Below are 26,091 nucleotides of genomic sequence, written 5' to 3'. Positions count from 1 at the left end.
TGAGCTGGAGAATCCGCAGGCGGCGACCTAATGGATCAGTGCTCACACCGGATACGGTCCCGGTCGGCACGCCATCCCATCAGCGCTTACACGGAGTCTCGCTACCGGCCGGGGCACGATCTAGCCTTAGGAATCAGGTGCTCCAGGGTCGGGTAGTGCTCACCGGACCGGCAACTCGATGACCAGTGTCCGCGCATCCGCCTCGCAGCGGAGTGCGGTTCAACCGATCAACACCCATTAGGAGTCGTAGGGCGGGCTCGGCTGCGGGACCGGGTGGGCGCTCACGAGACGCACGATCGGCCGGTAGTGGCGTGCGCGGGTCGCGGTCCCGGGAACGAGCCGGGCGACGGCGGTGACCCAGCTCCCGTCCGGCGGGAGCGCGGGGGAGCCCTTGATCTCGATCTCGATGGGGCGCGCGTCGGCCACGCAGCACCAGATCATGACCCGCGCGAGGAAGGGCCGCCCGTCGATGTGGGTCACGTACGCCGTCATCGTCACGTCCCGATTCAGCGTGCCGGCGGTGTCCGACACCGCGCGGTTCTGGAAGTCGTTGAGGGAGATGTGCGGGGCGCTTCCCGCAGGCAGGGGCGGATAGGCGCGTCCGGGCTCGTCCCTCGTCGCGGCCACGACGACGGTGCGCTGCGTGGCCCCGGGATCGAGGGCCGGCGGCGCGCAGAACAACAGGAGCAGCACCGGCACGAGCAGGGCCCATCCGACGCGGCCCGAGCCGTGCCCGTGCCCCTGCGCGTCGTCGTGGGGAAGGGTACCGGCGGGCGCGACAGTGTCGGCGGCACCGATGTGGTCCGCCGACTCCTCGTCCGCACGCGCCTCGGCGATATCGGCCGCCATTCCGCCGACGGCGAGGACCACGATCACCACGGCCGAGGCGGCCAGGAACCAGAACATCACGGGGCGGACGTAATTGAGGTAGGTACCGGTCGCGGTGGCGATCGCGACGGCACTGCCGAACAGCAGTAGGAGCAGGTTCCGGGCGGGTCGGTTCATCTCACCGCCACCCCACGAACAGTGCGCCCGCTGCGGTGCCGCACCCGACGGCGACGACGACGCACAGGGGCGCGAACCGGGCGACGAACCGACGGCCGAAGGCGCCGGTCTGCATCGCCATGAGCTTCAGATCGACGGCCGGCCCGACGACGAGGAAGACCAGGCGCGGGACGAGTGGGAGCGAGGTCAGCGACGCCGCGACGAAGGCGTCGGCCTCGCTGCACAGCGCCATGACCACGGCCAGCGCCGCCATCACCCCGATCGTGAGCACCATGTTCCCGGCGAGATGGTCGATCCACGACGCGGGCACGAGCACGTGCAGCGCCGCCGCGAGCGCCGCGCCCGCCGCGAGGTAGGCGGCCGACTCCACGAGGTCGTGCCGGGCCGTCTCACCTGCGAGGGCCAGCTTTCCGCGCACGCCCGCCGGGAGCGCCGCGGCCAGTGCGGCGTCCGGGGGGCGCCGGATCCACTCCGGCCTGCCGACGACGAGCCAGAACCAGCCCACGATCAACGCGGTCGTCAGCGATCCCACGAGCCGTGCGGCGGCCATGACCGGGGCCTGCGGGAACGCGACCGCCGTGGCGATGATCACCACGGGGTTCACGGCCGGGGCGGCGAGGAGGAAGGTGAGGGCGACCCCGTCGGGGACCCCGCGGTCGCGCAGCCGCCCCGCGACCGGGACCGCGGAGCACTCGCATCCCGGGAGCGCTGCGCTCGAGACACCGGCGACCACGACGGCCGCCGCACGTCGCCGAGGCAGCACGCGCCGCAGGGCGTCGGCCGAGACGAACCCGGCGATGGCGCCGCTCACCAGCACGCCGAGGACGAGGAACGGCGTGGCCTGGACGAAGATCCCGACGAACACCGTCGCCGCCGTGCGCAGTTCGGGGCGGGCGTCGATGCCCGCCGCGAGCGGCCGCGCCGCCACGATCGCCGCGCACACGACTACGACGAGCACCGTCACCGCGGGGAACGAGCGTTTCGCGAGGAGTTCGGGCACGCGTCCAGTGTGCCGCGCGGGCGCCCGGAGTGCCGATAGCCTGGGGGTGTGACTCTGGACATCGCCTCGGACCCGATCGACCTCACCGCCGCGTTGGTGGACATCCCCAGCGTGAGCCACGACGAGGAGACCATCGCGAACGAGGTCGAGGCTGCGCTGCGCGCCCTCGGCCGGTTCGAGGTGCTCCGGGTGGGCAACAACGTGCTCGCTCGGACGAATCGCGGTCTGCCGCAACGCGTGATGCTGGCCGGCCACCTCGACACGGTGCCGATCGCCGACAACGTGCCCAGCCGCCGGGAGGGAGGGATCCTGCACGGGTGCGGCACCGTCGACATGAAGAGCGGCGACGCGGTCTTCCTGCACCTGGCCGCGACGATGGCCGACCCCGCCTTCGATCTGACCCTCGTCTTCTACGAGTGCGAGGAGATCGCCTCGCAGTTCAACGGCCTCGGCCGGATCGAGCGCGAGCTCCCGGACTGGCTGGCCGCCGACGTCGCGATCCTCGGCGAGCCCTCCGGCGGCCTCATCGAGGCGGGCTGCCAGGGCACGATCCGGGTGCGGATCACCGCGAGCGGCGTGCGCGCGCACAGCGCCCGGTCGTGGCTGGGGGTCAACGCGATCCACAAACTGGGCCCCGTGCTCACCGCCCTGCAGGCGTACGTGGCGCGCGCCGTCGACATCGACGGCTGCGAGTACCGCGAGGGTCTCTCCACGGTCAGGATCGAGGGCGGCGTGGCCGGGAACGTGGTGCCGGACGAGGCCTTCGTGGACGTCAACTTCCGGTTCGCGCCCGACCGCACCGTCGACGATGCCGTCGCGCACGTCCGGGAGGTCCTGGCCGGCCCCATCGCCGACGGTGACCTGGGCTTCGAGGTGACCGACGCGGCGCCCGGCGCGCTTCCGGGCCTGGGGGCGCCCGCCGCGGCGAAGCTCGTGGCGGCCGCGGGTGGTCGGTTCCGCGCCAAGTACGGGTGGACCGATGTCTCCCGGTTCGCGGCGCTGGGCATTCCCGCGGTGAACTTCGGCCCCGGCGATCCGAACTACGCCCACAAGCGCGACGAGCAGGTCGAGACGGCGCAGATCACCGAGGTGGCCGCCGTGCTGCGGGCCTTCCTCGCCGGATAGCGTGTGCGTCATGGCAGCGGATAAGAACCCTCAGGATCTCTACCTGCGCTACCGCGGGCCCGTGCGCGTGCAGGGCGCGGCGGCCGCGGAGTCGTCGACCACCGACCAGCGGCTGCTCGCGAACGCGGACGATGCGGACTGGCTGCACCGCGACCCGTGGCGCGTCATGCGGATCCAGGCGGAGTTCGTCGAGGGCTTCGGTGCGCTCGCCGAGCTGCCTCCGGCGGTGACCGTGTTCGGTTCCGCTCGGATCAAAGAGGATTCGCCCGAGTACGCCACCGGGCGTGAGCTCGGTGCGGGCCTCGCGCGCGCGGGCTACGCGGTGATCACGGGCGGGGGCCCGGGCGCGATGGAGGCCGCGAACCGCGGCGCGAAGGACGCCGACGGGCTGTCGGTGGGGCTGGGGATCGAGCTGCCCTTCGAGCAGGGCCTCAACGACTGGGTCGATCTCGGTATCAACTTCCGCTACTTCTTCGTGCGCAAGACGATGTTCGTCAAGTACGCGCAGGCATTCGTCTGCCTGCCCGGCGGTTTCGGCACGCTCGACGAGCTGTTCGAGGCCCTGACGCTGGTGCAGACGCGCAAGGTGACCCGCTTCCCGATCGTGCTGCTGGGCTCCGCCTACTGGGGCGGGCTGGTGGACTGGATCCGCGGCACGCTCACCGAACAGGGAATGGTCTCGCCCGGCGACGCCGACCTGATCACGGTCACCGACTCGGTCGACGACGCGATCAAGATCATCGTGGACGCGGATGCCGCCCGCGAGATCGACCCGAGCGCGGTGGACCCGTCGTGACGGCGATCGCGGTGTTCTGTGCGTCGCGGCCCGTGCCCGAGGAGTACATCGCCCTCGCCGCCGAGGTGGGCAGGGGCATCGCGGCGGGCGGCGACACCCTGGTCTGGGGTGGGGGCCATGTGTCCATGATGGGCGCGGTCGCACAGGCAGCCCGTGCCGGCGGTGCCCACACCCTGGGCGTGATCCCACGGGCTCTGGTCGCCCGCGAGGTCGCGGACCACGGCGCGGACGAGCTCCTCGTGGTGGACACCATGCGCGAGCGCAAGCAGCTCATGGACGACAACGCCGAGGCCTTCCTGGTGCTTCCGGGCGGCGTGGGCACGCTCGAGGAGTTCTTCGAGGCGTGGACCGCGGGATACCTGGCCATGCACGACAAGCCGGTGGTGGTGCTGGACCACGACGGCTTCTACGCGCCGCTGCTGGACTGGATCGTCGGCCTCAAAGCGCGGGGGTTCGTCGGTGATGCGGCTCTCGGCCGGCTGCAGCGAGCGACCGACGTCACGGCCGCCCTCGACGCGTGCCGTGGTACGGCGGCCCCACGGTAGGCTCGCCGCTGTGAGCTCTACGCATAAGAACACCACCGTCGGCATCGCGGACCTGGCCAGAGGCGTCGGCAAGCTGCTGCCCGACCTGCCCCTGCTGATCAAGGAGGGCCCGTCGATCCTGCTGCGCACGCAGAACAGCAAGGAGACGATCGGCACGGTGTTCCAGAAGCGCGCCGGGCAGCACCCGGCGCGCGACTTCCTGCGTTTCCACGGCGAGGGCATCAGCTACGGCGAGGCCAACGCCACGGTGAACACGTACGCGCGCGTGCTCGAGCAGCGCGGCGTGAAGGTGGGCGACGTGGTGGGCGTCGTCATGCACAACCATCCGCAGATGGTGCTGGCGATGCTGGCGATCGTCAAGGTCGGCGCCACCGCGGGCCTGGTGAACTACAACCAGCGCGGCGCCGTCCTCGCGCACAGCCTCGGCATCCTCGAGACCGGCACGATCATCGTCGGCGAGGAGGACCTCGAGGCCTTCGACTCGCTCGATGCCGCGGACCGGCCCGCCGACGGGGTGCTGCTCACCATCGACGAACTGGCCCGGCAGGCCCGGGAGCTGCGCGAGCGCGACCCCCGCGCCACCGAGAACCTCGCGGTGACCGCCACGCTGCCCGCGAGCACCCGTGCGTTCTACGTGTTCACCTCGGGCACCACGGGCATGCCGAAGGCGTCGATCATGACGCACTACCGGTGGCTCAAGGGCATGTCCGGGTTCGGAGCGACGGCCGTCCGGATGCGCGGCGACGACGTCATGTACTGCCCGCTTCCGCTGTACCACAACAACGCCGCGCTCGTCGCGCTCGGCTCCGTGCTGGTCTCGGGTGCCACGCTGGCCGTGGGACGCAAGTTCTCCGCGTCGAAGTTCTGGGACGAGGCGAACGAGAACTCGGCCACGATGTTCATCTACATCGGCGAGATCTGCCGGTACCTGCTCAACCAGCCGCCGAAGCCGAGCGACAAGTCCAACACCATCCGCGTCGCGGCGGGCAACGGCATGCGGCCCGAGATCTGGCGGGAGTTCCAGGAGCGCTTCGGGATCGACCGGGTCATGGAGTTCTACGCGGCCAGCGAGACGAACATCGCCTTCGTCAACGTCTTCGATATCGAGGGCACCGTCGGGCTGTGCCCGCTGCCGCACGCCGTCGTCGAGTACGACCTGGACACCGCTGGGCCCCTGCGGGACTCGCGCGGCCGGATGAAGCAGGTCAAGCGCGGGCAGAACGGCCTGTTGCTCACCAAGATCACGAAGGCCGCGCCCTTCGACGGCTACACGGACGGCAAGGCGGGCGACGCCAAGCTGATCCGCGACGGCTTCAAGGACGGCGACGTGTGGTTCAACACCGGCGACGTGGTGACCAAGCAGGGGTTCGACCACATCGCCTTCGTCGATCGGCTCGGCGACACCTTCCGCTGGAAGGGCGAGAACGTGGCCACCACCGAGGTCGAGGGCGCGCTCGACGAGGCCGATCAGGTGGAGGGCTCGATCGTCTACGGCGTCGCGATCCCCGGCGCGGACGGCAAGGCCGGCATGGCCGCCGTGAAGCTCGCCGAGGGCCGGGATTTCGACGGTGCCGCCCTCGCCACCGTGCTGCGGAACGAGCTGCCCGCGTACGCGATCCCGCTGTACGCGCGCGTGGTGCCCAGCCTGGAGGTCACCTCCACGTTCAAAAGCCTCAAGGGCGAGCTGCGTCAGCAGGGCTTCGCGGACACGGGCGACGACCCGCTGTACGTCTTCGTCGGGGGTGCGGACGGTTACGTCCCCGCCTACGACGGGTACGCGGCGGACGTCGCGGCCGCCAAGGTCCCGGACCTGCGTTCCTAGGATGACGGCCCCCGGCGCGAATCCCGTGCGCCCCACACTGTGCGGCCGCTCGGTCCCGTCGGACCGCGCCCTGGTGATGGCGATCATCAACCGCACCCCGGACTCGTTCTACGACCGGGGCAGTTATTTCGCCGTGGACGCCGCACTGGAGCGGGTCGACACCGCGGTCGCCGAGGGCGCCGACGTCGTGGACGTGGGGGGCGTGAAGGCCGGTCCCGGCCAGAACGTGGACGCCACTGAGGAGATCGCCCGCACCGTGCCCTTCATCGCGCAGGTGCGCGACCGGCATCCCGACCTGCTGATCAGCGTGGACACCTGGCGCGCCTCGGTCGCCGAGGCCGCGGTGGACGCGGGTGCCGACCTCATCAACGACACCTGGGCGGGCGCCGACCCGGACCTGCCGCGCGTCGCCGCCGCCACCGGCGCTGGCCTCGTGTGTTCGCACACCGGAGGCGCCGTGCCCCGGTCCCGTCCCTACCGCGTGCGGTATCCCGATGTGGTGGCGGACGTGCGTGAGAAGCTCACCGCCGCAGCCGAAGCGGCGTTCGCGGCGGGTGTGCGCGAGGACGGCATCATCATCGACCCGACCCACGATTTCGGCAAGAACACCCACCACGGGCTCGCGCTGCTGCGACACCTCGATCAGCTGGTGGCTACCGGCTGGCCCGTCCTGATGGCGCTGTCCAACAAGGACTTCATCGGCGAGACCCTGGACGCCGGACTGGAGGAGCGCGTGGCCGGCACCCTGGCGGCGACGGCCCTCGCCGCGCACGCCGGGGCCCGGATGTTCCGCGTGCACCAGGTCGCGGACACGCTGCGGGTGGTGCAGATGGTCGCCTCGATCGACGGTGCCCGCCCACCCGCGCGCGTGGTCCGGGGGCTGGCGTGAGCGGCGAGGCGCCGCAGGCGCATTCGAGCGAGCGGTTCTTCGCCGAACCGGCGTGGACCGTCGAGGAACTGGTTGCCGCCAAGCGCGGCCGGACGGTGTCCGTGGTGCTGCCCGCCCTCAACGAGGAGGCCACCGTCGGCGGCGTGGTCGCGACGATCACGCCCCTGATGGGCACGCTCGTGGACGAGCTGATCGTGCTCGACTCGGGGTCGACCGACGCCACCGCGGAGCGGGCCCGCGCCGCGGGCGCCACGGTGATCAGTCGCGAGGAGGCGATCCCGGGGCTGCCGCCCGTGCCGGGCAAGGGCGAGGCGCTGTGGCGCGGGGTCGCCGCGTCGTCGGGCGACCTGATCGCCTTCGTCGACTCCGACCTCATCGAGCCGGATCCGCGCTACGTTCCGCGGCTGTTGGGGCCCATGCTGTTCCACTCCGAGGTGCACCTCGTCAAGGCCTATTACCGGCGGCCCCTGCGCGTCTTCAAACAGGGGGAGGACCCGACGGGCGGCGGCCGCGTCACCGAGCTCGTCGCTCGGCCGGTGTTGGCGGCGCTGCGTCCGTCGCTGCGCGCGATCCTGCAGCCGCTCGGCGGCGAGTACGCGGGCACCCGCGAGTTCCTCGCGTCGGTGTCCTTCGCGCCGGGGTACGGCGTGGAGATCGGGCTCCTGCTCGACGCGGAGGAGCGCTACGGGCTCGCCGGGATCGCGCAGGTGAACCTGTCGGTCCGCAAGCATCGCAACCGCGACCTGCGCGACCTGGGTGTCATGAGCCGGCAGATCATGGGGACCGCCCTGCGCCGCTGCGGTATCGAGGACTCGGGCGCGGGGATCACGCAGTACCTGGTCGATCCCGGACCCGGCGACGCCTTCACCGAGGTCACGACGGATCTGTATCTGCAGGATCGCCCGCCCGTCGATTCGCTGGGAATCTGACCCCAACGACTCGCGATATGGAAAGCGCTTGCCATGGTCGAGTGTCCGGCCATGGAAGGGCCGTACGGCTTTCCAGTCCCACCTCGCCGCGTTGCGGGCGATCGCGGAGGGCTGAGGTTCGGGGAATCGGCCGAATTCCGGCCGGTACGTCGCTCGGCGAATCGCGGGCTCGGCATCAGCGGATTTCACGAGGACAGGAGCGCGTCCAGCGCCGCGGCACCGGAGACGAGGGCGCGGCCCCGTCGGGTCAGGGAGGCCCGCCAGCCGTCCAGGGTCTCGCGCAGGGGCTCCACCCCGCCGGCGGAACGGACCTGCTCGGTGAGCTCCGCGATGCGGGCGAGGCCGTAGCCGCCGCGGCGGAGCTGCTCGGCCATCCGGGCGTCGCGAACGTCGGCCTCCCGGTACAGCCGGTATCCGGTCGCCCGGTCCCGCTGCGGCCGTACGATCCCCGCGCGCTCCCACGTGCGGAGCGTTGCCGGGACCACGCCGAGCAACCCGGCGACCTCGCCGACGAACAGTGCCGGCCCCGGCTCGTCCCCGGATGCGTGGAGACCGTCGAGCGCGGCGTGCACCCGGCGAAAAGTCCGGCGATCCTCGGCCAGCTCCGCGTGCGCCTCGTCGAGCAGCGCGAAGGCGGCGTCGAGGTCGCCGCGGTGCACGGCGCGCAGGACCGACCCCGCCCGCGCTTGCCCGCACCCGGGGACCAGTGCCAGGAACGCGTCGAGGGCCAGACGGTGAGCCTGCGTGTACGCCCGGTAGCCCGTCGTGGTGCGCCCGGCCGGTGGCAGGATCCCCTGGTCCTCGTAGTTGCGCACCGCCTGGGTGGAGAGCCCGTGCGGACGAGCGAGGTCGACGGGTCGAAGCGATCTTTGAGGGTTCACGGCAGTTCTCACTGGTCGATCCACGCTAAGTATCAAGAGAGTATTCAACGATATCGTTGAGGGAATGGATCTGCACCCCGTCGACCTCGTCGCCCTCCTCGATGCCCTGCCCACTCCGGCCCGCCTCCTCGGCCTCGGCGAGCCGATGCACGGTTCGGAGGAGATCCTCCGTGCCCGCAACGCCGCCGTCCTGGACCTGGTGCTCCGCGGCGGCTACCGCTCGATCGCCGTGGAGTCCGACTTCCACCGCGCGCCCCAGGTGAACGACTACCTCGCCGGCGCGGACCTCGATCTCGAGGGCGTGCTCGAGAACGGCTTCAGTCATCCCTACCTGCACCGACTGGACGCGACGCGGGAGCTGCTGGTCAGGCTCCGCGACATCAACCGGACGCTGGAGTCGCCCGTGCGGTTCTACGGCTTCGACGGCCCGATGGAGATGGCGGCCGCACCGAGTCCGCGGGAGTACCTGCTGCGGCTGCGCGCCGCGCTCGCCGGCCGCGGAGCGCACGTCGCCTCGGAGGCCGACCTCGACGACCTGCTCGGTGACGACGCGCGGTGGACCGAGGAACGGGCGATGTACGAGGCGGACCGGGGCGTGGGGCGCACCGTCGACGCCGAGAAGCTGCGCGTACTGACCGACGACCTGTGCGCCCTGGTGGAGGAGCGCGCACCCGAGCCGGCCGAACCCGAGGAGGAGCGGTGGCGGCTGCGCGCCGATGCCCGGACCGCCGTCGGACTGCTGCGCTACCACGCGATCATGGCGGCCGACACGCCCGATCGGCTCGGTCGCCTCAGCGCGCATCGCGACGTGATGATGGGTCGCAATCTGCTGGCGATCGCGGACCGGGAGGCGGAGCGGGGCGGCACCGTCGTGCTCGCGCACAACCTGCACCTGCAGCGCGGGTCGAGCGAGATGTGGATGGGCCCGCACCCGGTGCGCTGGTTCAGCGCGGGGGCGCAGGTTGCGGCCCGGATCGGTGACGCGTACCGGTTCGTGGCCACGGCGATCGGCGCCGCGCCCGCGCACGGTCTGGCGGAGCCGGAACGGGGCACCGTCGAGGGCGAGCTGTTCCGCGCTCAGGACGTCCGGGCCCGCCTGTACGCCGGGCCGGAGCTCCGGGAACGACTGCAGGGCGCGACGCGGCGGCAGGACCGCGACGCGCGCGGTGCCTACTTCCCGCTCGACCCCGACCGGCCGGCCGACGTCGACGCTGTCCTCTTCCTTCGTGAGGTTCGGGCATGATGGCCCCATGGTGATCGTGCTCTACGCCCTCGGACTGCTGGCAGTCGCCGCGGTCCTGTACGGCGTCGCCGCGCTCGTGTTCGGGCGCGGCGACGAGACCCCGCCGCTGGAGACGGGCGCCACGCCGACGGTGCTCCCCGCGGACGACGTGACGGGTGCCGACGTGCGCGCATTGCGGTTCCAACAGGTGGTACGCGGGTACAAGCCCGCCGAGGTCGACTGGGCCCTGGAACGTCTGGCGCGCGAGATCGACGTCCTGCGGGCCGGACTCGCCGCAGAAGAGGCGTCCGGCGGGTCCGCCGAGGGGCGCGACTAGCGGGGCCGTCGCCGTAGTCCACGCCGATCGCCGCAGCGCACAGGCTAGAATGTACAGCGGACCCGGTTCGGGCGTGCTCGGGGCGGGTGAAGGATCTGAAGGGAGCAACGGATGGCGGCGATGAAGCCACGTACGGGGGACGGCCCCTTGGAAGCGACCAAGGAGGGGCGCGGGATCGTGATGCGCGTGCCTCTGGAGGGTGGTGGACGACTCGTGGTGGAGCTCACGCCGGACGAGGCTGCGGCTCTCGGCGAGGAGCTGCGCGGCGTCACGTCGTGACGTCGGTGGAACTGCTTTCTCTGTAGATCCCGTGCGGTGCGAACCGCGCGGGATCTCCGCTTTTCGGGGGTGCTGAAGTGGTGCAAGTCCCGCCCGGTCTGGCCGCGGTGCTGCCGGCCCTCGCCTGTCCGCACTGCGGCGGCGAGTTGGAGGCCGACGGCGGGACCCTGCTATGCCCGCGCGGGCACGGCTTCGACGTGGCCCGCCAGGGCTATGTCTCGCTGCTCGCCGGTGACGCGAGCGGCCTCATCGCGGACGACGCCGACATGATCGCCGCCCGCGAGCGATTCTTCGCCACCGGGCACTACGAGCAATTCCATGCGGCGGTCGCGGCGGCCGCCGTCGACGCCCCGCCGGGCCCGGTCCTGGACTGCGGTGCGGGGGAGGGCGAGTACCTGGCCAGGGCCGTGGAGGTGCGCGGTGGCACCGGCATCGGGCTCGACCTGTCCAAGCCCGCCGCCCGGCGCACGGCCCGGCGCGGCCCGGGGATCGGCGCGGTGGTCGCCAACGGCTGGGCGCGCCTGCCCGTCGCCGACGGTGCCGTCGCCGCGGTCCTGTCGGTGTTCGCGCCGCGCAACGCCGCGGAGTTCGCGCGGGTGCTCATGCCCGGCGGGCGACTCGTCGTGCTCACCCCGGGCCCGAATCACCTGCGGCAGCTGGTCGGGCCGCTCGGGATGATCTCCGTCGAGGAGGGCAAGGTCGCCCGGCTCGACGGTGCGCTGCACGACTTCGAGTTGCTCTCCCGCGAGAGGCACGAGTGGATCATGGAGCTCACCGCCGCCGCCGCGACCGACCTCGTCGCGATGGGGCCCAGTGCGCATCACGGTTCGCCGGGGGAGCGCGCCGCGGCGATCGAGCGGCTCACCGCGTCCGGCACCGCCGCGGTGACGGCGTCGGGCACCGTCAGCGTCTACGGCCTGCGCTAGCGGTACCCCCCGTCCGGGCCTCGGGCACCGTCGGGCCCGGCGAACAGAGGGCTATGCGCGGGCCGCGAGCGCGTGCCGGTACACGTCCAGGGTCTGCGCGGCGATGGACTCCCAGCTGAAGTCGGCGACCGCCCGGGCCCGGCCCGCCGCGCCGTACGCCGCCGCGCGCGCCGGATCCGCGCAGAGGGCGTTGACCGCGGAGGCGAGGTCCGCCTCGAAGGTGGCGGTGTCGGCCTCGTCGTAGTGCACGAGCGTGCCGGTCTCGCCGTCGACGACCACCTCGGGGATGCCGCCCACGTCCGAGGCGACGACGGCGGTGCCGCACGCCATGGCCTCGAGGTTGACGATGCCCAGCGGCTCGTACACGGACGGGCAGACGAACACCGAGGCGGCGCTGAGGATCTCCCGCACCTTCGGGGTGGGCAGCATGTCCTGGACCCAGTGCACGCCGTCCCGCGACTCGGCCAGCGCGGCCACCGCGTCGGCGGTCTCCGCGGCGATCTCCGGGGTGTCGGGCGCGCCAGCGCACAGCACCAGCTGGACGTCCGGATCGAACCGGTGCGCGGCCGCGATGAGGTGCTTCACGCCCTTCTGCCGCGTGATGCGGCCGACGAAGGCGACGATCGGCCGGTCCGGGTCGATGTGCCGCTCCACGAGGGGTGAGTCCTCGCCGAAGGTCGGCGCCGGATGCCATACTTCCGAGTCGATCCCGTTGAGCACCACGTGGACCCGGCTCGGATCCAGATTCGGGTAGGCCTCCAGGACGTCCTTCGCCATGCCGCGGCTGACGGCGATCACCGCGTCGGCGTACTCGACCGCGTTGCGCTCGGACCAGCTGGAGAGGCGGTAGCCACCGGCGAGTTGCTCGGCCTTCCACGGGCGGTGCGGCTCCAGCGAGTGCGCGGTGAGGATGTGCGGCACACCGTAGAGCTGTCCGGCGACGTGCCCCGCGAGGCCCGTGTACCAGGTGTGGCTGTGCACGACCTCGGCCTCGGCGGCGAGGTTCGCCATGCGCAGCTGCGTGGAGAACATCTCGAGGGCGGTGTTGGCTCCGGCCAGCGCGGGATCGGGGTCGGAGACGGTCACGTCGTCCATGTCGGGCCGGGGAACGCCCATGCAGTGCACGTCGACCTCGCACAGGTCGCGCAGGCGGCCGACGAGCTCCGTCACGTGCACGCCCGCCCCACCGTAGACCTCCGGCGGGTACTCCCTCGTCATCATCGCTACGCGCATGCCGTCCACGCTAGAGCCTGCGGTCCCGCGCCGTGGCGGTTCCGGGCAGCGCGGACGCCGCGGTTCGCCTGTGGTTGTCCGCCCGTACGTCTGTGCTTAGCAGCGCGTTCGGATGCACTGTCGCAGAACACTGCACGCGCGCCCGGATTGGGGTTAGCGTGGACCCCGTGAGCAACCAGCCTCGTGTTTTGGGAATCGTCCTCGCCGGCGGCGAGGGCAAGCGCCTGTACCCGCTGACCGCGGACCGCGCGAAGCCCGCAGTGCCCTTCGGCGGCTCGTACCGCCTCATCGACTTCGTGCTGTCGAACCTGGTCAACGCCGGGTATCAGCGGCTGTGCGTGCTGACGCAGTACAAGTCGCACTCGCTGGACCGGCACATCAGCCAGACCTGGCGGATGTTCGGCTTCCGCGGCGAGTACATCACCCCGGTGCCGGCGCAGCAGCGCGTGGGCAAGCGGTGGTTCACGGGCAGTGCCGACGCGATCTACCAGTCGATGAACCTCATCACCGATGACGATCCGGATTACATCGTGGTGTTCGGTGCCGACCACGTGTACCGGATGGACCCGTCGCAGATGGTGCAGGCGCACATCGAGTCCGGGGCGGGGGTGACGGTCGCGGGCATCCGCGTGCCGCGCGCGGAGGCGAAGGCCTTCGGCTGCATCGAGTCCGACGATGCGGGGCGGATCACGCAGTTCCTCGAGAAGCCCGCGGACCCACCCGGCACGCCCGACGATCCGGACGTCACCTTCGCGTCGATGGGCAACTACGTGTTCAGCCGGCAGGCGCTCGTCGAGGCGATCATCGCCGACGCGGAGAACCCCGACTCCGACCACGACATGGGCGGCGACATCATCCCCGCGTTCGTGGCCCGCGGCGAGGCCGCGGTCTACGACTTCAGCGACAACAAGGTGCCCGGCGCGACCGAGCGCGACGCCGGCTATTGGCGCGACGTCGGGACCATCGACGCCTTCTACGAGGCGCACATGGACCTGGTGTCGGTGTATCCGATCTTCAACCTCTACAACCGACAGTGGCCCATCCGCTGCGAGAACGACAACCTGCCCCCGGCGAAGTTCGCCCGCGGCGGCCTCGCGCAGGAGTCGATGGTCGGCGCCGGCAGCATCATCTCGGGTGCCACGGTGCGCAACTCCGTCATCGGCGCGAATGTCACGATCGGCGACGGCGCCACCGTCGAGGGCTCGGTGCTCATGCCGGGCGTCAAGATCGAGCCGGGGGCGGTGGTGCGGCGCGCGATCCTCGACAAGAACGTCGTGGTCGGCCGCGGCGAGATCCTGGGCGTGAACCTCGAGCGCGAACGCGAGCGCTTCAACGTGTCCGCGGGCGGCGTGGTCACGGTCGGGAAGGGGCTCCGGATCGGCTGACCCGCCGAAACCTCCACACGCAGCAGAAATCTCCGCGCGCCCCGTGGATCCACGGGGCAAGCGGAGATATCTGCGGGGCGGGGGGAGTTCTGCTGGATCGGGGCTTGCGTTCGAGCGCGCTCGAAGTCCTAGCGTTGCGGCCATGAACATGAGCAACGGGTTGAACTGGCTGGTCACGGGCGCGTCGCAGGGATTCGGGCGGTGCCTCGCGGCGGACGCGCTGGGGCGCGGCGACGCGGTGACCGTGGTGGTCCGCGACGGGGCGAGCGTCGCCGACCTCGTCGCCGCGCACCCGGGCAGGGTGGACCTGATCGAGGCCGACCTGCGCGACCCGGACGCGGTCGACCGGGTCACGGCGGTGATCGAACGCGCCCCGATCGACGTCCTGGTGAACAACGCGGGCCGCGCGATCGCCGGTGCCGCAGAGGAAGTGTCGATGGAGCAGCTGCGGGAGCAGCTGGAGCTGAATTTCTTCGCCGCCGCCGCGCTGACCAGGGCTGCGCTACCGGGGATGCGGGAGCGCGGGACGGGCACCGTCGTACAGATGAGCAGCCAGGGCGGGCGCCTGTCGTTCCCCGCGGTCGGCGCCTACTCGGCGAGCAAGTTCGCGCTGGAGGGCTGGTCCGAGGCGCTCGCCGCCGAGGTCGCGGAGTTCGGGGTGCGGGTGCTCATCGTCGAGCCGTCGCGATTTCGCACCGGCTTCAACACCGGTCGTTCGCTGGCGGTGACCGCGCCGTCGGAGGTGTACAGCCGGACGGTGGGAGTCGTCCAGCGCGACCTGACCGGCTCGGACGGCGCGCAGGAGGGCGATCCGGCCCGCGCGGCGCGGATCATCGGTGACCTGGTCCGTTCGGACGACGTGCCGTTGCGGTTGCCGCTCGGCGCCGAGGCCGTCGAGCGACTGACGACCGCGTACTCGTCGGGACTCGACGGGGTCCGCCGGTGGGCCGATCTCGCCCGGTCCGCGGACTTCCCCGGGGTGGACGGCGCGCCCCGGCCGGTGTGACGACCGGTCGTCAGGCCGCGTCGTCGGCGCGGGTGAGGAGGCCGCCGGCGGAACCGCGCAGGAGGATCTCGACGACCGCGCCGGCATCGTCGGACATGGGGACGTGACCGCTGCCCGGGAGCCAGACGTGCTCGGCCTGCGGGAGCAGCTGCCGCGCGCGCCGGCCCTGGTACGGGAGCAGGACGCGGTCGCGGGTGCCCCACGCGACGGTGACGGGGATGTCGGCGGCGATGTCGTCCTCGAACGGGAACGCGCCGCCGATGATGTCGGCGAGCGTGTGACGCGACTCGACCATGTTCGTCAGGTCGCCGAGCACGCGCTCCGGCGTGAGGCGCTCGCCGTGCGTCATCAGCGACGCGAGCATCAGGCGACGTCCGATTCCGCTGCGGGTGAGCAGCGGCGCCAGCGGTGCGGCGGCCCGGCCCGCGGCGATCAGTGCGACGAAGTGCGCGCGGATCAGCAGGAAGTCCCTGTCGTCGCGCCAGAAGCCGGCGGGCGAGAGCCCCGTCGCACTGCTGACGATGCCGCTCGCGGCGGCCTCGAGCGCGATCCGTCCGCCCAGCGAGTTGCCGGCGATATGCGGGCGGACGAGGTCCAGCTCGTCGAACAGGTCCACCAGGTGCTGGTGCAGCGCCTCCTGGACCGTGCGGCCGGCGAGGTCCAGCGCAGGGGACTCGCCGTGGCCGGGGAGGTCGAACAGGATGACCTCCCGGTGCTCCGCGAGCCGTTCCGCGACGGGGTACCAGGCCTGCCGACGGTGCGCGATCCCGTGGACCAGGACCAGCGGCTCACCCGAGCCGATTCGTTCGTACGCCAACATCTCGTGCCACCTCGTCGTGGTCGGGGCGGGCGGGCCCGCAGGAGTCCGACGGTGCGCCGGACGGTTGTTGGGAGCGTACGGATTGATAGAACGGTGCGCAATACCTCTCAGAAAAGTCGCTGGTGATGGCTTTGGTGTTCCGTGGTCACTGCGATCCGCCGGGTGCGAGCACTTCCACGAGCGGCTCCAGCCCGACGAAGTCGCGAGGATTGAGCGTGTATAGGCGCGCGCCGTGGGCGTGTGCGGTCGCGGCGATGAGCAGGTCCATCGACCGTGCCCGGGGTTGCCGACCCGCCGCGACCACTGCGGCCGCCAGTCTCCCGTAACTCTCCGCGACGGCGTCGTCGACCGGAAGTGCGTCGAACTCCCGCTCCAGCGCGAGCAATCGTCGCAGCCGCTCGGCCCGCACCGCGCCGGACTTCGTGACGAGCACGCCGAAGTGTAGCTCCGCCAGGGTGATCGCACTGATCGCCACCTCGTCCTCGATGGGATCCAGGCCGGCTGCGAGCACTACCGACGTGTCGAGGATCGCCCTCACCGCGCGTTCCACGGGTCGCGGATCTGCTGATCGACGAGTTCCCGGTCAGTCGTCCAGTCGGGATCGGCCGGGCCGTTGAAGAGGTGTTCGACCTCGGATCCCGGTCGCCATCGGCGACTGGACGCACCCACGAGGCGCGCGGCCGGGCGCCCGGAGACGGTGATCGTCACCTCGCCGCCGGCCTCGGCTTCGCGGACGAGCTCGGAGGCGTTCTGGCGCAGTTCGCGGAGTCCGACGATTGTCATGGTGTCAATGTAGCGCAAGTGCTACCGCGAGGCGATTGTTGCGGGGCGGCTGCTCGATGTGGCTGGGAAGGACTAGTCAGTTCGCTGCGTGCCGTGCCCACCGCACCGTCTCCAGCGCGGCGGAGCGCTCGACCGCCGCGATGAGCTCCGGCTTGCCGCTGACCGGACGTCCCGTCGCCGAAGTACGCGAAGCACTCGGTCGCGACACGGCGGGCGACGCGCAGGCGAGCAGATCGACGAGCGCGACGAAGGAGTCGTGGTGGAGGGGGCCTCCTCAGGAGCGATGAAGGACGCGAAGTCCGGCGCTTCGCCAGTGGTACGACGGCGGGTACCGGCATTCGAACGTGGCGAGCTCGTCGGCCGCGTCGACGCGGCGGGGAGGTGCCGTCGTCAGTCCCGGGCGAGGGCGGCGCGCACCTGGTGGGCCACGGTGGTGCGCTCGGCGGACTCGGGGAGCGCGTCGACGGGCCACCAGCGCAGGTCGTTCGACTCCTCGCTGATCGCGAGCTCCGGGGTCCCGGGGCCCACCGCGAAGGCGCGGAAACGCAGGTCCAGGTGACGGGTCGGCACCCCCAGCGAGCAGCGGATGGGGTGGGTGTGCAGCGTGAGCAGGTCCGCGTCGAGCACGAGGTCCGCGAGTCCGGACTCCTCGTGCCCCTCGCGGAGCGCGGCCGCGGGCACCGTCGAATCCGAGTCCTCGCAGTGCCCGCCCAGCTGCAGCCACTCGCCGACCCGCGGGTGGTGGGTAAGCACCACGTGCGTGCGGTCCTGGTTGAGGATCACCACCGACGCCGTGATGTGGCCCGGCACGTTCGCGCGGGCGCACGCGTTCGGCTGCGCGTCGAGGAAGGCGAGCACCGTGTGGCGCAGGGCGTCGTCGCCGTCGGTGCGAGCGTCGAAGCGCGCGAGGACGTCGACGGCGGACGCGTGCAGGGACGCGAAAGTCACGGGACTACCTCTCGATCAGCATCTGGCCGGGCGGCAGTGGCGGCCGCGGCGCGGACAGCACCGACGGATCGGCCGGGTATCCGACCGCGATCGCGCCGGCCGGCCGGTAGTCCTCGGGGAGGTCCAGTGCCGACCGCACGGTCTCGGCGGCGAAGATGGTCGAACCGACCCAACAGCTTCCGATCCCGCGCACGGCGAGCGCGACGAGCAGCGACTGGACCGCGGCGCCGACGGCGACGGTGAACATCGCCTCCTCCGCGGCGGTGCGACGGGCGTCGGGGTAGGCGTGGGCACCGTCGGGAACCATGAACGGGAGGATGAGCTCCGGGGCGTCGTAGAGCAGCTGCCCGCGGCGCACGCGCTTCGCCACCGACTCGGGAGTGCGTTCGTCGCCCTTGAGGTCCGCCGCCCACCGCTCCTTCATGGCGTCCAGGAGCGCCGTGCGGCGCGCGGAATCGCGCACCCACACGAACCGCACGGGATGGGTGTGATGCGGCGCAGGGGCCGTCAGAGCCTCGGCAACGGCATCCCGGACGTCGCCCTCGGGAACCGGCTCGTCGGCGAAGGCGCGCACCGACCTCCGGACCAGGAGCGCCTGCCGCCGAGCGGCCTCCACGCCCGTGTGGAACAGGTCGTCCTCGCCCGGCCGGACCAGGCCGCGGGCGGTGGCGAGCGGTGAGCCCGTGGCCGGCGGCCGGACGGCGAAGCCCCGGATCACGGCCACGGGCACGCCGCCGAGCTTGCCCTTCACGAGATCCGCTGCGGCGGCGAGCTCGTCGGCGACGGCGATCTCCGTGACGACCAGGTCGTTGCCGTAGGCGTCCACCGCGCCGGCGTAGCCGTGCAGCACCTCCATGCCCGCAGCGCCGATCGCGGCATCGGTCTGCCCGGTGCGCCATGCGCGGCCCATGGTGTCGGTGACGAGCACGGCGACGTCGACGCCGAGCCGCTCCCGCAGACCGGCGCGGGTCGCCGCGGCGCTGCCGTCCGGGTCCTCGGGGAGCAGGGCGACGGTGTCGGAGGCGACGTTCGACGCGTCGACCCCGGACGCGGCCTGAACGATCCCCAGCCGGTTCTCGGTGATCCAGGTGCGTCCCTTCGTGGCCAGCACCCGCACCGACTCCTCGGCGATCAGCCTGCGCCGGAACGCGTCCCGCTCATCGGGGTCCGCCGGCGCCGCCAGCACCCGGCCCTCCGCCTTGGAGTAGACCTTCGAGGTGACGACGACGACATCGCCATCCGCGAGCCACGGCGCGGCATCGGCGAGCAGTGCCGCGATGTCGTCGCCCTCCGTCACCTCCGGCACGCCGAAGACCGGCAGGATCTCCAACGACGGTGCGCCGTGGTCGCGCTCGGGGCGCGACGGCGCGTCGCGCTCGGGCAGGGCGCTCACAGGCCCACCAGCTCGAGGCCGGCGTCGATCATGGCGGCGGTCGCGTGCGGCGAGCTCATGAGCAGCGGCACCGCGGCGACGGCGAGCCCGGGGATGTCGACGGCCGCGTCCGCCCCGTTGTCGTCGGAGACCAACCAACCGTCGAGGATGCCGTTGCCGCTGCGCGCGCCGAAGTGCTCGCCGATCGCCTGCGCACTGGTCTCGATCCCGAGGACCTCCAGGCAGCGATCGGCCATGCCGCGCAACGGCGCTCCGCCGATCACCGGGGACACACCCACGACCTTGGCCCGGGTGGTGCGCAGCGCGGCGCGGATCCCGCCCACCGACAGGATCGCGCCGATCGAGACGATCGGGTTCGACGGGGCGAGGAAGACCACGTCGGCGTCCTCGATCGCGGCGATCGCGGCCCGTGAGGCCTGGGCCTTCCCGGAGCCGGCACCGTCGGCCCCGCCCACCTGCGCGAAGCCGAAGGTCTCGATGTCGGCGCGGTAGCGCACCCACCACTCCTGGAAGTGGATGGCCTTCTTCGCGCCGTCGGCCGAACCGGGGTCCGCGACCACGACGTGCGTCTCGTGCCGCCCGTCCGTGGCGGGCAGTAGCCGCACGCCGGGCTGCCAGCGGTTGCACAGCGCGGCGGTGACGTCCGTGAGCGAGTATCCGGAGCTGAGCATCTGCGTGCGGATCAGGTGCGTGGCGAGGTCGCGGTCGCCGAGGCCGAACCAGTCGGGGTCGGCGCCGTACTTCGCCAGTTCCTCCTTGGCGTGCCAGGTCTCGTTCCGGTGCCCCCAGCCGCGCTCGGTGTCGATGCCGCCGCCGAGGGTGTACATGCACGTGTCCAGGTCGGGGCAGATCCGCACGCCGTGCATCCATGCGTCGTCGCCCACGTTCACCACGGCCGTCACCGTGTCGTCCCCGGGGGCGCCGTCGGTGGGGGTCGCACCGTCCCGCTCGGGAAAGGGAGTGACTCCGAACCGTTCTCGCGCGCCCTCGAGGAATCGCGCTCCGCCGACACCGCCCACCAGCACCGTCACCTTCACCTCACCGAGGGTAGTGGGCGCGGCGCGGGCGGGCCGCCGACGGGGTCGCGCGGCCGCGCCGGCCGCCGGGTGAGCGATGACCTCGGACGTTGGGAATCGGGGCGTTCGGGGTGGCATGATCGACGGTGCGGGGCGACCTCGGTCGCCGAGCCGGTAGCGGCTGCGAAGTGTGACGCGGATTACATCTCAACCACGTGTCGAGGCCTGTTTTCGAGGCGCCCAGGTGGTATTAGCTAATTTTCCGGTTCAGCTTGACGTGGCGGCTTTGCACGTGTGTAATCACAACCGTGTCATTCAGTGCGGCGTGATCGCTCGTGGCGGGCACATCAGAAGAGAACGACCATCGAACACCACGAAAGCAACGAGGGAGGCGGGCCGATGACGATCGACGCTCATCGTGAACCGTTCGGAAGCTTCTCCGGTGGGTCCAGCCGTGCGCACCTGAGCCTGGTGCCCACGGGTTTCGAGGAGCTCTACGAGGCCGTCGAGGATCAGTGGCAGGACCGCGCGCTGTGCTCGCAGACGGATCCCGAGGCGTTCTTCCCCGAGAAGGGCGGCTCCACTCGCGAGGCCAAGCGCATCTGCCTGGGCTGCGAGGTGCGCAACGAGTGCCTCGAGTACGCACTGTCCAAGGACGAGCGCTTCGGCATCTGGGGCGGCCTGTCCGAGCGTGAGCGCCGCAAGCTCAAGCGCGGCATCGTCTGACCGTTCCGGTCAGAGCGCGTCGGGGCCGGCGAGCAGAGTCTCCTCGGTCACACCGAGATACCCGCTGATCTGGTGAACCAGGATCGCGAGGATCTCGTCCAGTAGATCGGCCTCCGACTTGGCCCGCCGTTGGAGCGGGCGCCGGAACACGATCAACCGTGCGCGCGTGCGATTGCCCCGCCGGTCGATGCCCGCCGGAACCATGCGTGCCAACGGGATCGGCCCGTCGGCCTCCACCTCCTCGGGCCACGACACCGAGTCCGGGTCGTGCGGCAGGATGCCGGGCACGTCGTCGACCGCGATGTCGAGATCCGCCAACCGATCGTGCCAGAGCCCGTCGATCTCGGCGAAAGCGTCCAGGACGACCTCGTCGAAGCCCTGTGACCGGCTGCGGTGCGCCGGGAGTCCCCGTGGCACCAGTGGGCCGCGCAGGCCGTGCCCGCGCCGGTCCCGCGCGACCCGACGGCGCAGCTGCGCGCCGCTGTCCGACGCCGCTCTCCTCGTTCTCATGATGCTCTCAGTGTAGGCGGAGGTCGCCGATCGGGGCCGCCGCGCGCGGTCGTGCGGTGTGTCGGGAGCGCGGCGAACCGGCCACGGGTTAACCTTCCTACTGTGAACTCCGTCCGTCAGTGCTGCCGCCCCGGCTGCAGGAACCACGCCGTGGCGACGCTGACGTTCGACTACCGCCAGTCGATCGCCGTGCTGGGCCCCCTGGGAACCACCGCCGAGCCGCACGCGTGGGACCTCTGCGAGTTCCACGCCGGCCGGACGACCGCGCCCCGCGGCTGGGAGATGCTGCGCAACCTCCCGACGTACAGCGCCGCCTCCGTCGGCAACACCGCCCTGGACGACGACCTGACCGCCCTGGCGGACACCGTGCACGAACGCGCCGCGCGTGATCGCGGACGGATCGACCCGGCACCGTCGGACGGCCCGCTCCGGTCCCTCCCGCCGATCGGCGCCATGCGCCCCGTGCACGACGCGCCGCCCGCGCCGCGCGCGACCCCGTCGGCTCAGCCGAGCAGCGGCGGTCCCAAGCACGCGGCCCCCACCGGTCGCCGCGGCCATCTCCGGGTGCTGCCGGACCCCGTCGACTGACGGTCGAGCACCGAGCCGTCACGTAGCCCGCGTCGGATGCCGGTGCGCGGCCCGATTGCCGATAGGGTGGGGCGTCCGTTACGGGGCCCGCCGGGTTTCCGCACGCCGTTTCACAGGAGGTCGTCGAGCGTGGTTCGAACGCTGGAGTCCGTGCAGGCCGTCATCAAGGCGTACGACGTCCGAGGCATCGTCGGAGAGCAGATCGACGAGGACTTCGTGCGCGACGTGGGTGCCGCGTTCGGCGCGCTGATCCGTGGCGAGGGCGCCACCGCCGCCGTGGTCGGCCACGACATGCGCGACTCGTCACCGTCGCTGTCGGCCGCGTTCGCGGAGGGTCTCCTCGCCCAGGGCGTCGACGTCACCCTCATCGGACTCGCCTCGACGGACGAGCTGTACTTCGCCTCCGGCCTGCTCGATCGGCCCGGCGCGATGTTCACCGCCTCGCACAACCCCGCGGCCTACAACGGCATCAAGCTGTGCCGCGCGGGCGCCAAGCCCGTCGGGCAGGAGACCGGGCTGCGCGTCATCACCGAGCAGGTGGCGAACGGCGTACCGTCGTACGACGGTGCCGCCGGCCGCCTCGCGGAGCGCGACGTGCTCGACGAGTACGGCGCGTACCTGCGGGGGCTCGTCGACCTGTCGGGCTCGCGCCCGCTGCGCGTCGCGGTCGACGCCGGCAACGGGATGGGCGGGTTCACCGTGCCGTCCGTGCTGGGCCCCGTCGAGGCGCTCGACGTGCGCGCGCTGTACTTCGAACTGGACGGCAACTTCCCCAACCACGAGGCCAACCCGCTGGACCCGAAGAACCTCGTCGACCTGCGGCGGTTCGTGGTCGAGCAGGGCGCCGACATCGGCCTCGCCTTCGACGGTGACGCCGACCGCTGCTTCGTCGTCGACGAGAAGGGCGAGCCGGTCTCGCCGTCGGCCGTCACCGCGCTCGTCGCCGAGCGGGAACTGGCCCGGCACCCGGGCTCCACGGTGATCCACAACCTGATCACGTCGAAGGCGGTGCCGGAGATCATCGCCGAGAACGGCGGCACGCCGGTCCGTACCCGCGTGGGCCACTCGTTCATCAAGGCGCGGATGGCGGAGACCGGTGCCGTGTTCGGCGGGGAGCACTCCGCCCACTACTACTTCCGCGACTTCTGGGGCGCCGACTCCGGGATGCTCGCGGCGATGCACGTCCTGGCCGCGCTCGGCGAGCAGGCGAAGCCGCTCTCGGAGCTGATGGGGGTCTACGACCGCTACGCCGCGTCGGGCGAGATCAATTCGACGGTGGCCGATCAGGGCGAGCGCACGCGTGCCGTACTCGATGCTTTCGCAGACGAAATCCAGAGCACCGATGAACTGGACGGCGTGACGGTACAGTTGGTTTCGGGCGCCTGGTTCAACCTTCGCGCCTCCAACACGGAGCCGCTGCTCCGGCTGAACGTCGAAGCCGCGACACCGGACGAGGTGCGCGCGCTGACCGAGCGGATCCTGGCGATCGTACGTGCCTGATCGCGCTGTGGCGCTGATATGGGACGGGAGGAAGCCGTGACCGAGATCCTCGGAGCCGGAAGCGGACCGAGCGGGCCGCAGGTCACCGACCTCGATGATCCGGCGGGTCTGATCGCGGCCGACGTGGGCGGCCATCTGCGGGCCGCGGCCCTGGCGGGCGCCCAGGCGCGCGCCGTGGCCGCCGCCGTCGAGGAGGGTGCCCTGGAGCAACTCGACGGCATCGTTCCGCGTGCCGTCGTCGTGGTCTGCGGGGCCGGGCCGGCCGCCGCCGCGGCCGGCTTCGTCGAGGCCCTGACCGCGGGCCGGTTCGACGTGCCGCTCGTGCGCTCGACGGAGCTGCCGCCCTGGGTGGGCGCACTCGACGTGGTCGTCGTCTGCGGCTTCGACGCGGGCGATCTGGTGCTGGCGCGGGCGATCGCCGTGGCCGCACGCCGCGGCGCGACCGTCGTCGTCGCCGTTCCGCTCGAGGGGCCGGTCGCCGAGGCCGCGGCGGGCCGCACCGTCGACCTCTCGCCCCGCCTGCGCGTGCCGGAGCGTTTCGGCTTCATCGGCGTCGCCGCGGCCCTGCTCGCGGTGCTCGGCCGGATCGCCGGTACCGACCGGCCGGCCGCGCCCGGCGAGGGCTTCCTGTTCGCACTCGCCGAGGCGCTCGACGACGAGGCGCTGCGCGGCGCTCCCGACCGGGATGTCGAGTCCAACCCGGCGAAGCGGCTCGCGGCCCGGATGGCGGGCCGTCGGATCGCACTGACGGCCGACACGGCCGCGGGGCTCGCGGTGGCCGAACACGCGGCCTCCCAGGCGTTGACGCTGGGCGGTCAGGTGGTCGCCGCCGTCGGCCTCGCCGATGTCGAGCTGGCCGTGCCGGAGCTGGCCGCGGCACCGTCCGGCGGCGCGCTGAGCGGGTCGGACGCACTGTTCCACGACCCGTTCCTGGACGGTCCGGCCGCGCAGACGCCGCTGCGGGTCCTGGTGCTCACCACCGAGGAGCGTGCGCCCCTGGTGCAGGCCCGGCTGCGCGCCCTGCCCGACGTGGAGCCGCTGCCCGTCGACGAGGGGGCACGACGCGCGCCCGACGCGGCGGGTCCGCGCGCCGATGCGCAGGAGCTGCTCGCGCTCGCGGTACGGTTCGATCTCGCGTCGGTCTACCGGCGCCTGACCGGGGAGGCGTGATGGAGCGGATCGAGGGCGTCATCCGCCCGTACGCATGGGGCTCACGCACCGTCCTGGCGACGATGCAGGGCCGGTCCGTACCGTCGAACCACCCCGAGGCGGAGCTGTGGTTCGGGGCGCACCCCGCGGACCCGGCCAAGCTGTACGACGGTGCCGACGACGCGCCCGACGGCGATCTGCTGTCCGCGATCGGCGCCGACCTGACCGGACAGCTCGGGTCCGTGTGTCGTGGCGAGTTCGGCGACCGGCTGCCCTACCTGGTCAAGGTCCTCGCCGCCGACGAGCCGCTCTCGCTGCAGGCGCACCCCTCGCGGGAGCAGGCCGAGGAGGGCTTCGCCCGGGAGAACGCCGCGGGCATTCCGCTGGACGCACCCGAGCGCAACTACCGCGACGCCGCGCACAAGCCCGAGGTCGTCATCGCGCTCAGCCGGTTCGAGGCGCTCGCCGGCTTCCGGGACCCGGCGGTCACCGTCGAACTGCTGCGTGTGCTGGCCGTCCCGGAGCTGGACAGCTACCTGGGCCTGCTCGTCGGGCAGCCGGATTCGATGGGCCTGCGCGCCCTGGTGACCACCTGGATCACGCTGCCGCAGCCCGCGCTCGCGGTGCTCGTGCCCGCGGTGCTCGCCGGCTGCGTGCGCTACCTGGAGAGCGGCGCGACGGCGTTCAAGGGTGAGGCGAAACTCGCACTGACGCTGGGTGAGCGGTACCCCGACGACGCCGGCGTCCTGGCCGCGCTGCTGCTCAACCGCATCGTGCTGGAGCCGGGGCAGGCGCTGTACCTCGCGGCCGGCAACCTGCACGCGTACATCAGCGGCGCCGCCGTCGAGGTGATGGCGAACTCGGACAACGTGCTGCGCGGCGGACTCACGCCCAAGCACGTCGACGTGCCGGAACTGCTGCGCGTGCTGGACTTCACGCCCCGCGCACCGTCGGACCTGGCGCCCCGCACGTCGACCGTGGGGCCCGAGGTGATCTTCTCCACACCCGCACCCGAGTTCCGGGTCTCGCGGGTGCGGCTCGACGGGACGGCGCTCAAGCGCGCCGCGTCGGTGGAGCTGGACGCCCGCGGCCCGCAACTGCTGGTCGTGACCGAGGGAACGGTGACGGTACGCAGTGCGGGCCGGGCGATCGATGTTCCGGCGGGCAGCGGCCTCTGGATGGCCGCGTCCGATCCGGGCGTGGTGGTCAGCGCGCACTCACCGGCGGCGGAGTTCTTCCGGACGCTGGTGGGCGGACACTGAGCGTTCCCGCCCCGAG

28 protein-coding genes are annotated in these 26,091 nt (G+C 72.0%); 17 read left to right on the top strand and 11 right to left on the bottom strand.

The window, feature by feature from the left end:
• Positions 1 to 237: 237 nt before the first annotated feature.
• On the bottom strand, positions 238 to 1,005 hold the full coding sequence (locus tag ABZX10_RS19340; RefSeq protein ID WP_355543615.1) for a TIGR03943 family protein: 768 nt from the start codon (positions 1,003 to 1,005) through the stop codon (positions 238 to 240).
• A gap of 1 nt (position 1,006) precedes the next feature.
• Entirely contained in the window at positions 1,007 to 2,005 is a 999-nt protein-coding gene (locus ABZX10_RS19335) for a permease (RefSeq protein ID WP_355543612.1), read from the bottom strand.
• A 48-nt stretch (positions 2,006 to 2,053) separates the two neighbouring features.
• Between ABZX10_RS19335 and dapE the strand changes: the two genes are divergently transcribed.
• The 6 genes from dapE to ABZX10_RS19305 are packed head-to-tail and all read left to right on the top strand — an operon-like array spanning position 2,054 to position 8,111.
• Entirely contained in the window at positions 2,054 to 3,130 is a 1,077-nt protein-coding gene (gene dapE / locus ABZX10_RS19330; RefSeq protein WP_355543609.1) for a succinyl-diaminopimelate desuccinylase, read from the top strand.
• 10 nt (positions 3,131 to 3,140) lie between these two features.
• Positions 3,141 to 3,926 (top strand): TIGR00730 family Rossman fold protein, encoded by a 786-nt coding sequence (locus ABZX10_RS19325; RefSeq protein WP_355543605.1) that lies wholly within the window; start codon positions 3,141 to 3,143, stop codon positions 3,924 to 3,926.
• A complete protein-coding gene (locus ABZX10_RS19320) occupies positions 3,923 to 4,471 on the top strand; it encodes a TIGR00730 family Rossman fold protein (protein ID WP_355543602.1) in 549 nt (182 codons plus the stop codon). Before ABZX10_RS19325 ends, ABZX10_RS19320 begins: the two co-directional genes overlap by 4 nt.
• A gap of 10 nt (positions 4,472 to 4,481) precedes the next feature.
• Complete coding sequence (locus ABZX10_RS19315) at positions 4,482 to 6,293, top strand: long-chain-acyl-CoA synthetase (protein ID WP_355543599.1); 1,812 nt, start codon at positions 4,482 to 4,484, stop codon at positions 6,291 to 6,293.
• Position 6,294: 1 nt separating this feature from the next.
• Positions 6,295 to 7,182 (top strand): dihydropteroate synthase, encoded by an 888-nt coding sequence (folP, locus tag ABZX10_RS19310; protein ID WP_355543596.1) that lies wholly within the window; start codon positions 6,295 to 6,297, stop codon positions 7,180 to 7,182.
• Positions 7,179 to 8,111 (top strand): glucosyl-3-phosphoglycerate synthase, encoded by a 933-nt coding sequence (locus tag ABZX10_RS19305; RefSeq protein ID WP_355543593.1) that lies wholly within the window; start codon positions 7,179 to 7,181, stop codon positions 8,109 to 8,111. Before folP ends, ABZX10_RS19305 begins: the two co-directional genes overlap by 4 nt.
• 185 nt (positions 8,112 to 8,296) lie before the next feature.
• On the opposite strand, the gene ABZX10_RS19300 is transcribed toward ABZX10_RS19305, so the two are convergent.
• Complete coding sequence (locus ABZX10_RS19300; protein WP_355543590.1) at positions 8,297 to 8,992, bottom strand: MerR family transcriptional regulator; 696 nt, start codon at positions 8,990 to 8,992, stop codon at positions 8,297 to 8,299.
• 64 nt (positions 8,993 to 9,056) lie between these two features.
• Here ABZX10_RS19300 and ABZX10_RS19295 point away from each other — a divergent pair, with 64 nt between their 5' ends.
• The 4 genes from ABZX10_RS19295 (at position 9,057) to ABZX10_RS19280 (ending at position 11,756) form a co-directional block, all read left to right on the top strand.
• On the top strand, positions 9,057 to 10,235 hold the full coding sequence (locus ABZX10_RS19295; protein WP_355543587.1) for an erythromycin esterase family protein: 1,179 nt from the start codon (positions 9,057 to 9,059) through the stop codon (positions 10,233 to 10,235).
• Positions 10,236 to 10,242: 7 nt separating this feature from the next.
• On the top strand, positions 10,243 to 10,551 hold the full coding sequence (locus tag ABZX10_RS19290; protein WP_355543584.1) for a DivIVA domain-containing protein: 309 nt from the start codon (positions 10,243 to 10,245) through the stop codon (positions 10,549 to 10,551).
• A gap of 111 nt (positions 10,552 to 10,662) precedes the next feature.
• Positions 10,663 to 10,830: a DUF3117 domain-containing protein gene (locus ABZX10_RS19285; RefSeq protein WP_068532479.1), complete on the top strand. Its 168-nt coding sequence runs from the start codon at positions 10,663 to 10,665 to the stop codon at positions 10,828 to 10,830.
• 77 nt (positions 10,831 to 10,907) lie between these two features.
• Entirely contained in the window at positions 10,908 to 11,756 is an 849-nt protein-coding gene (locus tag ABZX10_RS19280; protein ID WP_355543579.1) for a putative RNA methyltransferase, read from the top strand.
• Positions 11,757 to 11,807: 51 nt separating this feature from the next.
• Here ABZX10_RS19280 and glgA read toward each other — a convergent pair whose 3' ends face one another.
• Positions 11,808 to 12,989, bottom strand: a complete 1,182-nt coding sequence (glgA, locus tag ABZX10_RS19275) for a glycogen synthase (protein WP_355543576.1) — start codon at positions 12,987 to 12,989, stop codon at positions 11,808 to 11,810.
• Between the two features lie 167 nt (positions 12,990 to 13,156).
• Between glgA and glgC the strand changes: the two genes are divergently transcribed.
• Together glgC and ABZX10_RS19265 are read left to right on the top strand one after the other, a co-directional pair.
• Positions 13,157 to 14,374 carry a glucose-1-phosphate adenylyltransferase gene (gene glgC, locus ABZX10_RS19270; protein ID WP_355543573.1) on the top strand — a complete coding sequence of 406 codons (1,218 nt, stop codon included), beginning with the start codon at positions 13,157 to 13,159 and terminating at the stop codon, positions 14,372 to 14,374.
• Positions 14,375 to 14,516: 142 nt separating this feature from the next.
• Complete coding sequence (locus tag ABZX10_RS19265) at positions 14,517 to 15,380, top strand: SDR family NAD(P)-dependent oxidoreductase (protein ID WP_355543570.1); 864 nt, start codon at positions 14,517 to 14,519, stop codon at positions 15,378 to 15,380.
• Positions 15,381 to 15,390: 10 nt separating this feature from the next.
• On the opposite strand, the gene ABZX10_RS19260 is transcribed toward ABZX10_RS19265, so the two are convergent.
• The 6 genes from ABZX10_RS19260 to cofD all read right to left on the bottom strand — a co-directional run bounded on the left by ABZX10_RS19260 (position 15,391) and on the right by cofD (position 20,361).
• Complete coding sequence (locus tag ABZX10_RS19260) at positions 15,391 to 16,200, bottom strand: alpha/beta fold hydrolase (protein WP_355543567.1); 810 nt, start codon at positions 16,198 to 16,200, stop codon at positions 15,391 to 15,393.
• Between the two features lie 145 nt (positions 16,201 to 16,345).
• Positions 16,346 to 16,738: a type II toxin-antitoxin system VapC family toxin gene (locus ABZX10_RS19255; RefSeq protein WP_355543564.1), complete on the bottom strand. Its 393-nt coding sequence runs from the start codon at positions 16,736 to 16,738 to the stop codon at positions 16,346 to 16,348.
• Positions 16,735 to 16,983 carry a type II toxin-antitoxin system prevent-host-death family antitoxin gene (locus ABZX10_RS19250; RefSeq protein ID WP_355543561.1) on the bottom strand — a complete coding sequence of 83 codons (249 nt, stop codon included), beginning with the start codon at positions 16,981 to 16,983 and terminating at the stop codon, positions 16,735 to 16,737. Before ABZX10_RS19250 ends, ABZX10_RS19255 begins: the two co-directional genes overlap by 4 nt.
• A 390-nt stretch (positions 16,984 to 17,373) precedes the next feature.
• Entirely contained in the window at positions 17,374 to 17,931 is a 558-nt protein-coding gene (locus ABZX10_RS19245) for an NUDIX domain-containing protein (protein WP_355543558.1), read from the bottom strand.
• Between the two features lie 4 nt (positions 17,932 to 17,935).
• A complete protein-coding gene (locus tag ABZX10_RS19240) occupies positions 17,936 to 19,315 on the bottom strand; it encodes a coenzyme F420-0:L-glutamate ligase (RefSeq protein WP_355543618.1) in 1,380 nt (459 codons plus the stop codon).
• Positions 19,316 to 19,320: 5 nt separating this feature from the next.
• Entirely contained in the window at positions 19,321 to 20,361 is a 1,041-nt protein-coding gene (gene cofD / locus ABZX10_RS19235) for a 2-phospho-L-lactate transferase (protein WP_355543555.1), read from the bottom strand.
• Between the two features lie 378 nt (positions 20,362 to 20,739).
• Between cofD and ABZX10_RS19230 the strand changes: the two genes are divergently transcribed.
• On the top strand, positions 20,740 to 21,066 hold the full coding sequence (locus ABZX10_RS19230) for a WhiB family transcriptional regulator (RefSeq protein ID WP_355543552.1): 327 nt from the start codon (positions 20,740 to 20,742) through the stop codon (positions 21,064 to 21,066).
• Between the two features lie 9 nt (positions 21,067 to 21,075).
• Here the strand turns inward: ABZX10_RS19230 and ABZX10_RS19225 are convergent, their stop codons facing one another.
• Entirely contained in the window at positions 21,076 to 21,576 is a 501-nt protein-coding gene (locus tag ABZX10_RS19225; RefSeq protein ID WP_355543549.1) for a metallopeptidase family protein, read from the bottom strand.
• A 102-nt stretch (positions 21,577 to 21,678) separates the two neighbouring features.
• Between ABZX10_RS19225 and ABZX10_RS19220 the strand changes: the two genes are divergently transcribed.
• From ABZX10_RS19220 to manA, 4 genes are all read left to right on the top strand, one after another.
• Complete coding sequence (locus ABZX10_RS19220; RefSeq protein ID WP_068575141.1) at positions 21,679 to 22,164, top strand: DUF3499 domain-containing protein; 486 nt, start codon at positions 21,679 to 21,681, stop codon at positions 22,162 to 22,164.
• A gap of 129 nt (positions 22,165 to 22,293) precedes the next feature.
• The gene (locus ABZX10_RS19215; protein ID WP_355543545.1) at positions 22,294 to 23,664 is read left to right on the top strand and encodes a phosphomannomutase/phosphoglucomutase; all 1,371 of its coding nucleotides are present in this window, start codon (positions 22,294 to 22,296) and stop codon (positions 23,662 to 23,664) included.
• 36 nt (positions 23,665 to 23,700) lie between these two features.
• Entirely contained in the window at positions 23,701 to 24,834 is a 1,134-nt protein-coding gene (locus ABZX10_RS19210; protein WP_355543543.1) for a TobH protein, read from the top strand.
• Entirely contained in the window at positions 24,834 to 26,075 is a 1,242-nt protein-coding gene (manA, locus tag ABZX10_RS19205) for a mannose-6-phosphate isomerase, class I (RefSeq protein WP_355543540.1), read from the top strand. The genes ABZX10_RS19210 and manA overlap by 1 nt, the downstream gene beginning before the upstream one ends.
• Positions 26,076 to 26,091: the final 16 nt, after the last annotated feature.

It is taken from the genome of Tsukamurella sp. NPDC003166 (assembly GCF_040611135.1).
Classification (GTDB): domain Bacteria; phylum Actinomycetota; class Actinomycetes; order Mycobacteriales; family Mycobacteriaceae; genus Tsukamurella.
The sequence above is the reverse complement of the archived record's forward strand: the minus strand, read 5'-3'. Positions and strand labels throughout refer to the sequence as shown.